Raw genomic sequence first — 12,876 nt, 5'->3', positions numbered from 1 at the left:
ACATAGGCGCCACCGCCTGTTTTCCTCCCCGCCACAGGAGGAACACATGGGCGAAGCTTATATCGTGGCGGCCGCGCGGACGGCCGGCGGGCGCAAGGGCGGCAAGGTCTCTGGCTGGCATCCGGCCGACCTGGCGGGCGTGGTGCTGGATAGCCTGGTCGAGCGCGTCGGCGCCGATCCGGCCCTGATCGAGGACGTGATCCTGGGCTGCGTCGGCCAGGCGGGCGAGCAGTCCGTCAATATCGCGCGCAACGCGGTCCTGGCCTCCAAGCTGCCCGAGAGCGTGCCGGCCACGTCGGTCGACCGCCAGTGCGGCTCGTCGCAGCAGGCCATCCACTTCGCCGCCGCCACCGTGATGTCGGGGGCCATGGACATCGTCATCGCCGCCGGCGTCGAGAGCATGAGCCGCGTGCCGATGGGCCTGCCCTCGACCCTGCCCTACAAGAACGGCTTCGGGACCTATATGAGCCCGCGCATCCAGGCCCGCTATCCGGACATCCAGTTCAGCCAGTTCGCCGGCGCCGAGATGGTGGCCCGCAAGTACGGCCTGGAGCGCGACGTGCTGGACGCCTACGCCCTGACCAGCCACCAGCGCGCAGCCGCAGCGACCAAGGCCGGCAAGTTCGCCGCCGAGATCGTGCCGATCGAGGTCACCCTGCCGGACGGGACGACCGAGACCCACGCCGCCGACGAGGGCATCCGCTGGGACGCCTCGCGGGAGTCGATCGGCGCGGTGAAGCTGCTGGCCGAGGACGGCCGCCTGACCGCCGCCACCTCCAGCCAGATCTGCGACGGCGCGGCGGGCGTGATGATCGTCAACGAACGCGGCCTGAAGGCGCTGGGCGCGACGCCGCTGGCGCGGATCCACGGCATGACGGTGATCGGCCACGACCCGGTCATCATGCTGGAGGCGCCGATCCCCGCCACCCAAAGGGCCCTGGAGCGGGCCGGCATGAAGATCGGCGACATCGACCTCTACGAGGTCAACGAGGCCTTCGCCTCGGTGCCGACCGCGTGGCTTCAGGCGACGGGCGCCGATCCGGACAGGCTGAACGTCCACGGCGGCGCCATCGCGCTCGGCCACCCGCTGGGCGGCTCGGGGGCCAAGCTGATGACCACCCTGGTGCACGCCCTGAAGGATCGCGGCGCCCGCTATGGCCTGCAGACCATGTGCGAGGGCGGCGGCCTGGCGAACGTCACGATCATCGAGCGGCTCTGATCGCCCTCTTTCCGCGCGGGGGAGGCGGTGGACGAGGGCGCGCGCCGCGCCGTCTCGTTCACCCCTCCGACGCGTCGGGAGGGGATATGGGGTCGGAGGGGATATGGGGAGACAGGCATGATCACCCTCTGGCACTGCCGCGACGCCCGCTCGTTCCGGCCGCTCTGGGCGCTGGAGGAGCTGGGCCTGCCCTATGAGCTGAAGCTGCTACCGTTCCCGCCGCGCTTCCACGCCCGGGACTATCTCGACGAAAACCCGCTGGGCACCATCCCGCTGCTGGTCGACGGCGAGACGCGGATGACCGAGTCCTCGGCGATGATCGAGTACCTGTCGATGCGTCATGGGAACGGCGCCCTGTCCGTGCGCCCGGACGAGGCCGGCTATGGCGCCTATCTGAACGGCCTGCTGTACGGCGAGGCGACCCTGACCTTTCCGCAGACCCTGGTGCTGCGCTACACGCGGCTGGAGCCCGAGGATCGGCGCAATCCCCAGGTCGCCGGCGACTACGCCCGCTGGTTCCTGGCGCGGCTGCGCGGCCTGGACGCCCGGCTCGAGACCGCGCCGTTCGTGGCCGGCGAACGCTTCACCGGCGCGGACATTTCGGTGGCCTACGCCCTGCTGCTGGCCGAGACGCTGGATCTTTCCGAGCAGTTTTCCCCGGCCGTGACCGCGTACTGGGCCCGGATGCGGGACCGCCCCGCCTTCGCCCGGGCCAAGGCGGCGCAGGCCGGGACGGACCGCGACGTGAAAGCCTGACGCGCATTGAGGGCCATTTATCGTCTTACGGTAAATTAACTCAGCGCTCCGGGGTTTGTCGGCTAGAAGGCCGGCGGGCTTTTAATTGTGGCTGGGGATATCGTCGTGCTGAACCGGATCGCGGGGCGTCGCCCGTCTGTGAGCGCGCTGGTCTTGATCCTGGGCGTCAGCGCGATCGCGCTGGCCGGCTGCGGCGACAAGAAGCCCAAGAAGGTCAAGGCCGCCGAGGGCGGGACCGCCGCCCAGACCGTCAGCGTGGCCCAGGTGGTCAGCGCGCCGATCGCTCGCCAGATCAACGCCAGCGGCACGATCTCGCCGTGGGAAGAGGTGCCGGTCGGCGCCGAGACCGGCGGCCTGACCGCCCTGGCGGTCAACGCCGAAGAGGGTCAGGTGGTCAAGGCCGGCCAGGTGCTGGTCAAGCTGAACGACACCCTGATCGCCGCGCAGCTGCGCCAGCAGGAGGCCAGCGTCGCGGCCGCCAAGGCCACCCTGGCCGAGGCGCGGGCGTCGCTGAACCGTTCGCGCGAGCTGAACGCCAAGGGCTACCTGTCGCAGGCCGGCCTGGACACCGCCACGGCCAAGGAAGGCTCGGCCGCCGCCAACCTGGCCGCCGCCGAGGCCGCGCGCGGCGAGACCGCCGCCCATCTGGCCCAGGCCACGATCCGCGCGCCGGTCGGCGGGCTGATCAGCCGCCGCAGCGTCCACAAGGGCCAGATCGTCACCGCCGGAAGCGAGCTCTTCCGCATCGTCCGCGACAGCCGCCTGGAGCTGAACGCCGAAATTCCCGAGACCGACCTCTCGGCCGTCAAGGCCGGGATGCCGGCCAAGGTCTATTCCGAAAAGGTCGGCCAGATGAGCGGCCGGGTCCGCATCGTCACCTCCGAGGTCAATCCGTCCAGCCGTCTGGGCATGGCGCGGGTGGCGCTGACCGCCATGGGCGCGTTCCGGCCGGGCATGTTCGCCCGCGCCACCATCGACGCCGGCGATCAGCCCGCCCTGGTCGTGCCCTCGGCCGCGGTGCTGTACCGCGAGAACCGCCCCGGGGTGTTCGTCGTCGACGCCGGCAAGAAGGTTCACTTCCGCCGGATCGACGTGCTGGCCACGACCGGCGACCGCGTCGCCGCCGCGGGCCTGAACCCGGGCGAGACGGTGGTGGTCGACGGCGCGGGCTTCCTGGGCGAAGGCGACCCCGTGCGCGTGGGCGCGACGCCGCGCGTCCAGACCCCCGCCCAACCGGCGCGCTGAGGACCGTCCGATGCGCAACATCTCATCCTGGGCGATCAAGAACCCGATCCCCGTCGTGATCCTGTTCCTGCTGCTGACGGTTTTCGGGATCGCCGGCTTCAAGAGCATGCGGATCAACAACAATCCCGACGTCGACTTCCCGTTCGTCGTCGTCACGGCCGTGCGCCCCGGCGCCGCGCCCCAGGAGCTGGAGACCCAGGTCACACGGCTGATCGAGGACTCGGTCGCGGGCCTGGGCCAGGTGCGCCACATCAACTCCACCGTCGTCGACGGCGCCTCGACCACCTTCATCGAGTTCGAGCTGGGGGTGGACCACGAGCGCGTCACCAACGACGTGCGCAACGCCATGTCCAATCTGCGCGGCTCGCTGCCGCAGGACATGCAGGAACCGATCGTCACCCGGATCGACACCACCGGCAACGGCCTGATCACCTATGTGGTCCGGGCGCCGACCCTGACGCCGGAACAGCGCAGCTGGTTCGTCGACAACGACGTCAGCCGGGCGCTGCTGGCCATCAAGGGCGTGCGGCAGGTCAACCGGCAAGGCGGCGTCAGCCGCGAGATCGAGGTCGCGCTGGATCCCGATCGCCTGGCCGCCAGCGGCGTCACGGCCGCGGCCGTCAGCCAGGCCCTGGTCTCGTCCAACGCCGACCTGCCCGGCGGGCGGGTGACGATCTCGGGCGCCGAGCGGGCCATCCGCACCCTGGGCGCGGCCGGCTCGGTCGAGCAGCTGCGCGAGACCCGCGTGCCGATGTCCGGCGGGGGCACAGTGCGTCTGGGCGATCTCGGCACGGTCACCGACCACTGGGCCGAGCCGCGTTCGCGCGCCCGCTATGACGGCCAGGAGGTCGTGACCTTCAACATGGTCCGCTCGCGCGGCGGCTCGGAGGTCCAGACCGCCGAGAAGGTGCGCAAGGCCGTCGCCCAGCTGAACAAGGACCACCCCGAGCTGAAGATCGAGGAGGTCACCTCCAACGTCAAATATATCGAGAACAGCTACGCGGCCTCGATGGAGGCGCTGATCCTGGGCGCGGTGCTGGCCGTGCTGGTGGTGCTGCTGTTCCTGCGCGACTGGCGCGCCACCCTGCTGTCGGCCGTGGCCATCCCGCTGTCGCTGATCCCGACCTTCGCGGTGCTGGCGCCGCTGAACCAGTCGCTGAACGGCATCACCCTGCTGGCGCTGTCGCTGACCGTCGGGATCCTGGTCGACGACGCCATCGTCGAGATCGAGAACATCGTCCGCCACATGCGCGGCGGCAAAAGCCCCTACGCGGCGGCCATGGAAGCCGCCGACGAGATCGGCCTGGCCGTCGTGGCCACCACCTTCACCATCGTGGCGGTGTTCGCGCCCGTGGGCTTCATGCCCGGCATCATCGGCCAGTTCTTCAAGGCCTTCGCCCTGGCCGCCTGCATCTCGGTGCTGTTCTCGCTGGTGGTCGCCCGCCTGCTGACGCCGCTGATGGGCGCCTACATGCTGAAGGCCGACGCCAGCCATGAGGACAAGGACCCCCCGTGGATGGGGCCCTATCTGAAGGCGCTGAACTGGGGCCTGCGCAATCGCTGGAAGGTCCTGCTGATGGGCATTCCGCTGTTCGCCGGCTCGGTGTTCCTGGCCACCCGCCTGCCGTTCGAGTTCCAGCCGGCGGTCGATCGCGGCCGCGCCGAGTTCTCGGTCGAGCTGCCGCCCGGCGCGACGCTGGACGAGACCGACGCCGTGACCCAGCGCGTCACCAAGGCGCTGCTGGCCCGCAAGGAAGTGGTCAGCGTCTATGCCGCGGTCGGCGGCGACTCGATCAACACGGCCAGCGTCACCGCCGACCTGATCGACAAGCACCAGCGCATGAGCCAGCGGCAGTTCAACCGCGAGATGGTCGACCAGCTGGCGGCCATTCCCGGCGCGCGCATCGGCTCGGGCAGCAACAATGGCGGCGGCCCCTCCAGCGGCGCGTCCTACACCCTGAGCCTGCTGGGCGACAACGGCCCGGACCTGGAAGCCGCCGCCCGCAAGGTCGAGGCCGAGATGCGCGGCGTCCCGGGCCTGGCCCACGTGGTCAACACCGCCGCGATCGCCCGTCCGGAGATCGTCGTCACGCCCAAGCCCGACCAGGCGGCGCGCGCCGGCGTCTCGGCGGGCGCGATCTCGCAGGCCGTGCGCGTGGCCACCATCGGCGACGTCGACCAGAACCTGCCCAAGTACAATCTCGGCGACCGCCAGGTGCCGATCCGCCTGCGCCTGTCGCAGAACGCTCGCGAGGATCTGGCGGTGCTGCAAACCCTGCGCGTGCCGTCGGCCAACGGACCCGTGCCGCTGGAGGCCGTGGCCGACATCCGCTTCGGCGCCGGTCCCTCGCAGATCAGCCGCCAGGACCGCTCGCGCGTGGCCACCATCACCGCCGAGCTGGACGGCATCGTCGTCGGCGAGGCGGCCAAGCGCGTCCACGCCCTGCCCTCGGTCAAGCACCTGCCGCCGGGCGTCAAGGAGACCCCGGCCGGCGATTCCGAGTTCATCGCCGAGATGGTCACCGGCTTCGTCGGCGCGCTCGTGACCGGCATCCTTCTGATGTACGTCGTGCTGGTGCTGCTGTTCCGCAGCTTCGCCCACCCGATCACGATCATGGTGGCCCTGCCGCTGGCCATCGGCGGCGCCTTCGGCCTGCTGGTGCTGGTCCACTCCAGCTTCTCGATCTCGACCCTGATCGGGATCCTGATGCTGATGGGCATCGCGGCCAAGAACTCGATCCTGCTGGTCGAGTACGCGATCATGGCGATGAAGGAACAGGGCATGGACAAGCGCACGGCGATCATCGACGCCGCCCACAAGCGGGCCCGGCCGATCCTGATGACCACCGTGGCCATGGGCGCGGGCATGATCCCGGTCGCCGTGGGCTTCGGAGCGGACGTCGAGTTCCGCGCCCCGATGGCCATCGCGGTGATCGGCGGCCTGATCACCTCGACCCTGCTGTCGCTGCTCTACATCCCGGTGGTGTTCGTGCTGATGGACGGTCTGAAGACCCGCGCCGAACGGCTGATGGGCCGGCTGTTCGGCGGCCGCCATCACGCGTCCGGCGACAAGCACGGCCTGAACGCGGCGGAGTAGGCGCCCGCCGCGGAGGGCGTTTTCGCGTCAGGCGCTCAGCGCGCGCGCCACCACCGGGGCCAGCCGATCGGCGATGATCCGCGCGCCTTCCGCGTTCGGATGGATGCCGTCGCCCTGCATGTAGCGGGCGACCCCGATCACGCCGGTGAAGAAGTCGGGCTCGAGGAACACCCCCTCCTCCTGGGCCAGCTGCGGATAGATCTGGCTGAAGCGGCGGGCGTAGTCGACGCCCAGCAGGGCCGGGGCGCGCACGCCCGCCAGCACCACGCGAATGCCGCGGGCCTTCAGGCGCTGGACGATGGCGCGGAGGTTGGCGCGGGTCCAGGCGGGGTCGGCGCCCTGCAGCAGGTCGTTGCCGCCCAGGGCCACGACGCAGACGCTGGTGCCGACCGGCACGCGCTCGACCCGCGCCAGGCCGCCCAGGGTGGTGTCGCCCATCACCCCGAAGCCGAAGACGCGGGCGCGGACGCGCAGCTGATCCAGCGCCGACTGCAGCCGCGCCGGCAGGGCCAGCCCCTCGGCCACGCCCAGGCCGGCGGTGATGGAATCGCCCAGCAGCGTGACCAGCGGCGGGGACGGCGGCTTCCCGCGCGCGGCGGCGGAGGCCGCGCCCGGCGCACCGAGGCCCAGCAGGCCGCCCATCAGATATCTGCGGTTGATCGTTGTGGCTAAGAACTTCACCATGGCCAAACCCGTCTCGACGACCGTGGCCGATTAGAGCCCTCGCGCGTTGAACGCTGGATGAAGAGGGAGAGCGGCTATGCGTCGCGGTTTTTACGGGGCGCTGGTCGCCTGCGCCGCGCTCGCGGCCTTGGCGGGATGCGGTCAAAGCCCTGGCCAGACAGGGAATTCCGTCGGCTACGGCGCCAACCCCGCCCTGCCCGAACCGCGACGCGCCCTGATCCCGACCGTTAAGGTTTCCGACGTGGTCGGATGGCCGGCGGGCCAGACGCCGAAGGTCCCGGCCGGCTTCCGGATCCAGCCCTTCGCCAAGGGCCTGGACCATCCGCGCTGGTTGCTGGCCCTGCCCAATGGCGACGTGCTGGTCGCCGAGACCAACGGCCCGCGCGACGGCGAGAAGCCGAAGGGCGTTCGCGGCTTCTTCGAGGGTCTGCTGATGAAGAAAGCCGGAGCGGGCGTGCCCAGCGCCGACCGCATCACCCTGCTGCGCGACGCCGATCACGACGGCGTGGCCGAGACCAAGGTCCCGTTCCTGACCCACCTGCACTCGCCGTTCGGCATGGCCCTGGTCGGCGACACGCTCTATGTCGCCAACACCGACGCCATCGTGGCCTTCCCCTATGTCGAGGGTCAGACCCGCATCGACGCGCCGGGCCGCAAGATCGCCGACCTGCCGGGCGGGCCGATCAACCACCATTGGACCAAGAACATCATCGCCAGTCCCGACGGCAAGGCGCTTTACGCCACGGTCGGCTCGAACAGCAATGTCGGCGAGAACGGCCTGGCCGCCGAGACCGACCGCGCCGCGATCCTGCGGATCGACCTGGCCACCGGCGCCAAGCGCGTCTTCGCCTCGGGCCTGCGCAATCCGAACGGCCTGGACTGGAATCCGGCCACCGGCCAGCTGTGGACCGCCGTCAACGAGCGCGACGAGCTGGGCGACGACCTGGTGCCCGACTACATCACCTCGGTGCGCGAGGGCGGCTTCTACGGTTGGCCCTTCAGCTATTTCGGCCGGCACGCGGACAAGCGGATCCGCGACAGCGACCGCCGCCCCGACCTGGTCGAGCGCGCCATCGTCCCGGACTTCGCGGTCGGGGCCCATACCGCCTCGCTGGGCCTGGCCTTCTATCAGGGCCAGAGCTTCCCGGCCCGCTATCGCGGCGGCGTGTTCGTGGGCCAGCACGGCTCGTGGAACCGAAACCCGCAGGCCGGCTACAAGGTGATCTTCGTCCCGTTCGAGGCCGGCAAGCCCGCGGGCAAGGTCGAGGACTTCGTCACCGGCTTCCTGAACGACAAGGGCAAGGCCCAGGGCCGTCCGGTCGGCGTCATCGTCGACAAGAGCGGCGCCCTGCTGGTCGCCGACGATGTGGGCGACACGGTCTGGCGGGTCAGCCCGGCGCGGTAGTATCAAGGCAGGGTGGAATCGCGCGCCCTGATCAACTCCGCCGGAACCGAGACCCTTTCGGGCCATGCCGGCCCCGTTCCGTGGTGGAGCTTCACCAAGACGGCGCTGGCCATCGCCGCCCTGCGCCTGGTCGAGGACGGCCGTCTGGCGCTGGACAAGCCGCTGCCCGGACGGCCCTTCAGCCTGGCCCAGCTGCTGCGGCACGAGGCGGGGCTGCCCGACTATGGCGGCCTACCCGCCTATCACGACGACGTCGCCGCCGGCGCGCAGCCCTGGTCGACCGACCGCCTGTTGGCCGAGACCGACGCCGCCCGTCTCCGCTATCCGCCCGGCGAAGGCTGGGCCTATTCCAACATCGGCTATCTGGAGGTCGCCCAGGTCGTCTCGGCCGCGTCCGACCTCGCGCTGGGCGAGGCCCTGCGCGCCCTGGTCTTCGCGCCGGCCGGCCTGACCGCCGCCCGACTGGCGCTGACGCCGGAGGACCTGGCCGACGTCGCCATGGGCGGCGCGCCCGACTACCATCCCGGCTGGGTCTATCACGGCCTGGTCGTGGGTCCGGCGATCGAGGCCGCCCGGCTGCTGCGCGCGCTGATCACCGGCGCCCTGCTGTCGCCCGAGACCTTCGCGGCCATGCTGGAGCGCCGCGCCCTGCCCGAACACCGTAGCGCCCTGCACCCGGACCCGGCCTACGCGCTGGGCCTGATGCTGCGGGCCGACGATCCGCTGAACCATCCTCTGGGCCACACCGGCGGCGGCCCCGGCAGCGGCTTCGCCGCCTATGCGCGCGGCTGCCGGGTCGTGGCGATCTGGACCGATGAGGCCTCGGGACTGGACGCGACCACCGAGGCGTTCGCGGCTCTGGCGTAGGACGCCCCCTTCGCGGCGCGAAAGCGACGCATGGGAAACTTGCACAACGAGACTAAGGCGTCATACTAGGCGTCTCGATCGGGAGGAGCCGCCATGACCGTCGCCGAGATGAAGGTCGCCCAGAAAGTCGCCGAGATGAAGGTGGAACGCCTGCCGCCGGTGCGCGTGTCGCTGTCGCCGACCAACCACCCGTACATGACCGGGCCCTGGACCCCGCTGCACGAGGAGGTCAACGCCTGGGACCTGCCGGTGCTGGAGGGCGCGATCCCTACCGACCTGGACGGCGTCTATCTGCGCAACACCGAAAACCCCGTCCACGACCCGCTGGGCCGCTATCACCCGTTCGACGGCGACGGCATGATCTGCCAGATCGAGTTCAAGGGCGGCGAGGCCTCCTATCGCAACCGCTTCGTCCGCACGCGGTGCTTCGAAGCCGAGCAGGAAGCCGGCGAGGGCCTGTGGGGCGGGCTGATGGACGGTCCGGGCACGTCCAAGCGCCCCGGCTTCGGCGCCCACGGCGCCCTGAAGGACAGCGCCAGCACCGACATCGTCGTTCACAACGGCGAGGCCCTGGCCACCTTCTACCAGTGCGGCGAGGCCTATCGGCTGGATCCGCTGACCCTGGAGACCCTGGGCGTGGCCACATGGGCGCCGCTGGATGGCGTGTCGGCCCACCCCAAGGTCGACGAGGCCACCGGCGAGCTGCTGTTCTTCAACTACTCCAAGTCCGCGCCCTACATGCACTACGGCGTGGTCGACGCCAGCGGCAAGCGCACGGTCTATCAGGCGGTCCCCACGCCCGGCCCGCGCCTGCCGCACGACATGGCCTTCTCGTCGAAATACGCGATCCTCAACGACCTGCCGGTGTTCTGGGACCAGGAGCTGATGGCGCGGAACATCCACGCGGTGCGCCTGCACAAGGGCGTGCCGTCGCGCTTCGCCATCGTCCCGCGCCACGGCGGCGAGCCGCGCTGGTTCGAGGCCGAGCCGACCTATGTGCTGCACTGGCTCAACGCGTATGAGGACGGCGACGAGGTGGTGCTGGACGGCTACTTCCAGGAAAACCCGACCCCGCGCCCGCTGGAAAGCGCCCCCGACGGCCACGGCCACCTGATGGCCTATCTGGACGAGCACAGCTTCCTTCCCAAGCTGCACCGCTGGCGGTTCAATCTGAAGACCGGCCAGACGACCGAGAAGCACCTGGACGACCGGATCCTGGAATTCGGCATGTTCAATCAGAAATACGCCGGCCGGCCCTATCGCTACGCCTATTCGACCACCACGCGGCCCGGCTGGTTCCTGTTCAACGGCTTCGTCAAGCACGACCTGGAGACCGGCGAGAGCTGGTCGATCACCCTGCCCGACGGCGTTTACGCCAGCGAGGCGCCGTTCGCGCCCCGGGTCGGGGCGGCCGACGAGGACGACGGCTATCTGGTCACCTTCCTGATCGACGAGACCAAGGGCCGCTCGGAGTGCGCGATCATCGACGCCAAGCGCTTCGAGGTCGTCTGCCGCCTGGCCCTGCCCCACAAGCTCAGCAGCGGAACCCACAGCGTCTGGGCCGGACGCGAGATGCTGAAGGGGTAGCCTCGAAAAGATCCGATCTCCCTGGCCTTGGTCGGGGCGATCGGGCGCCGAACGCCAACATGGTTAATCGGGTCTTTACCGTGTCCCGCTAGCCTTTGCCCATGCGTCGCGCGCTCCTTCTCCTGCTGCTGGCCCTGGCCCCGTCGGCCGCCGCCGCGCCGGCCAAGCCCGTGATCGTGGTTCCGCCGCCCAAGGCCGCCGCGCCGCCTCCGGCGCCGGTCAACGCCCCCAGCTTCGTGCTGCCCGCCCCGATCCCGCTGGCCAGCGCCCGGCCGCCCGGCGATCAGGCCCAGTGCAAGGCGACCTGCTCCAAGACGCTGTTCTTCTGCAACGCGGGCGGCGACGACGACGGCTGCGGCGGACGCTGGGCCCAGTGCAACGCCGCCTGCGTCGCCACCTACGCGCCCCAGACGTTCGGGCGCTGAGCGAGCTTCCCTAAAGGCCGCTTGCCGGTTGGCGTAACGCCGGTACACTCACCTGAACAACGATAAGTCAGGAGGGTGGAATGTCGGCCAGGGTCCCCCACGCGAGGCTGCCCAAGGCGTGCGTCATCGGCGCGGGCTGCAGCGGCTTCACCACCCTCAAGCGGCTGAAGGACCTGGGCGTCCCCTACGACTGCTTCGAGATGTCCGACGAGATCGGCGGCAACTGGTACTACAAGAACCCCAACGGCCTGTCGGCCTGCTACGAGAGCCTGCACATCGACACCAGCAAGTGGCGGCTGGCCTTCGAGGACTTCCCCGTGCCGAAGGACTGGCCGGACTTCCCGCACCACGCGCAGCTGTTCCAGTACTTCAAGGACTATGTCGACCACTTCGGCCTGCGCCCGACCATCACCTTCAACACCAAGGTCGAGACGGCGCGACGGACCAGCGAGGGCCTGTGGTCGGTGACGCTGTCGACCGGCGAGACCCGGTTCTATGACGTGCTGTTCGTCTGCAACGGCCACCACTGGGACCCGCGCGTGCCGGACTATCCGGGCGAGTTCGACGGCCCCGCCTTCCACGCCCACGCCTATTGCGACCCGTTCGATCCGGTGGACATGCGCGGCAAGAACGTCGTGGTGGTCGGCATGGGCAATTCGGCCATGGACATCGCCAGCGAGCTCTCGCAGCGGCCGATCGCCAAGAACCTCTGGGTCTCGGCCCGGCGCGGGGTCTGGGTGTTTCCCAAGTACCTGAACGGCAAGCCGGCCGACAAATCCGCCATGCCCGCCTGGATGCCGCGCAAGCTGGGCGTGGCCCTGGCCCGGTCGGTGCTGAAGAAGACCGTCGGCCGGATGGAGGACTATGGCCTGCCCAAGCCCGACCACGAGCCGCTGGAAGCCCACCCGTCGGTCTCCGGCGAGTTCCTGACCCGCGCGGGCTGCGGCGACATCAAGTTCAAGCCGGCGATCAAGGCGCTGGAGGGCAAGCGCGTGCGCTTCGCCGACGACAGCGTCGAGGATGTCGACGCGATCATCTTCGCCACCGGCTACAAGATCAGCTTCCCGTTCTTCGACGATCCGGCGCTCTTGCCCGGCGCCGACCACCGCTTCCCGCTGTTCAAGCGGATGATGAAACCGGGGATCCCGAACCTCTTCTTCATGGGCCTGGCCCAGCCCCTGCCGACCCTGGTGAACTTCGCCGAGCAGCAGGCCAAGCTGGCGGCCGCCTATCTGGTCGGTCAATACGCCCCGCCGCCGGAGGCGGAGATGCAGCGCATCATCGTCAAGGACGAGGAGCGCCATCTGGGCCAGTTCTACCAGGCGGCCCGGCACACCATCCAAGTCGACTTCAACGTCTACTGCGCCGACCTGAAGAAGGAGATCGCCAAGGGCGAGGCGCGGGCCAGGGCGGCCGGCGGCAAGCTGCCGGTGGCGGCGATCGCGCAGAGCAAGTCGGAACCGCTGCTGGCGAGCTAAAGCCCTTCCCCTGGATGGGGAAGGGGTTGGATGGGGTGACACGGGTTCCGAAAGGGACGCGGCCTTGCCACTATCCACCGCCGCGCACCCCATCCCCGCCCCTTCCCCATCAA

At 70.0% G+C, this 12,876-nt stretch carries 10 protein-coding genes; 9 read left to right on the top strand and 1 reads right to left on the bottom strand.

The features are described from left to right. Positions 1-46: 46 nt before the first annotated feature. The 4 genes from OR37_RS16490 (at position 47) to OR37_RS16475 (ending at position 6,317) form a co-directional block, all read left to right on the top strand. Positions 47-1,219, top strand: coding sequence for an acetyl-CoA C-acetyltransferase (locus OR37_RS16490; protein WP_004622367.1), 1,173 nt, complete (start codon positions 47-49; stop codon positions 1,217-1,219). Between the two features lie 117 nt (positions 1,220-1,336). Next, positions 1,337-1,975: a glutathione S-transferase family protein gene (locus OR37_RS16485; protein ID WP_004622365.1), complete on the top strand. Its 639-nt coding sequence runs from the start codon at positions 1,337-1,339 to the stop codon at positions 1,973-1,975. Positions 1,976-2,062: 87 nt separating this feature from the next. Further along, the gene (locus OR37_RS16480; RefSeq protein ID WP_235046591.1) at positions 2,063-3,220 is read left to right on the top strand and encodes an efflux RND transporter periplasmic adaptor subunit; all 1,158 of its coding nucleotides are present in this window, start codon (positions 2,063-2,065) and stop codon (positions 3,218-3,220) included. Between the two features lie 10 nt (positions 3,221-3,230). After that, entirely contained in the window at positions 3,231-6,317 is a 3,087-nt protein-coding gene (locus OR37_RS16475; RefSeq protein ID WP_004622361.1) for an efflux RND transporter permease subunit, read from the top strand. Between the two features lie 27 nt (positions 6,318-6,344). On the opposite strand, the gene OR37_RS16470 is transcribed toward OR37_RS16475, so the two are convergent. Beyond that, positions 6,345-7,001, bottom strand: a complete 657-nt coding sequence (locus OR37_RS16470; protein WP_004622359.1) for an arylesterase — start codon at positions 6,999-7,001, stop codon at positions 6,345-6,347. Positions 7,002-7,077: 76 nt separating this feature from the next. Here OR37_RS16470 and OR37_RS16465 point away from each other — a divergent pair, with 76 nt between their 5' ends. From OR37_RS16465 to OR37_RS16445, 5 genes are all read left to right on the top strand, one after another. Further along, the gene (locus tag OR37_RS16465) at positions 7,078-8,406 is read left to right on the top strand and encodes a PQQ-dependent sugar dehydrogenase (protein WP_004622357.1); all 1,329 of its coding nucleotides are present in this window, start codon (positions 7,078-7,080) and stop codon (positions 8,404-8,406) included. 12 nt (positions 8,407-8,418) lie between these two features. Further along, entirely contained in the window at positions 8,419-9,273 is an 855-nt protein-coding gene (locus OR37_RS16460; protein ID WP_004622355.1) for a serine hydrolase domain-containing protein, read from the top strand. Positions 9,274-9,408: 135 nt separating this feature from the next. Next, positions 9,409-10,860, top strand: a complete 1,452-nt coding sequence (locus OR37_RS16455; RefSeq protein ID WP_035017599.1) for a carotenoid oxygenase family protein — start codon at positions 9,409-9,411, stop codon at positions 10,858-10,860. Positions 10,861-10,961: 101 nt separating this feature from the next. After that, positions 10,962-11,285, top strand: a complete 324-nt coding sequence (locus tag OR37_RS16450) for a hypothetical protein (RefSeq protein WP_004622350.1) — start codon at positions 10,962-10,964, stop codon at positions 11,283-11,285. A gap of 80 nt (positions 11,286-11,365) precedes the next feature. Then, on the top strand, positions 11,366-12,763 hold the full coding sequence (locus OR37_RS16445; protein ID WP_004622349.1) for a flavin-containing monooxygenase: 1,398 nt from the start codon (positions 11,366-11,368) through the stop codon (positions 12,761-12,763). Positions 12,764-12,876 lie beyond the last annotated feature (113 nt).

Source organism: Caulobacter vibrioides OR37 (assembly GCF_000372645.1).
Lineage (GTDB): Bacteria > Pseudomonadota > Alphaproteobacteria > Caulobacterales > Caulobacteraceae > Caulobacter > Caulobacter vibrioides_E.
The sequence above is the reverse complement of the archived record's forward strand: the minus strand, read 5'-3'. Positions and strand labels throughout refer to the sequence as shown.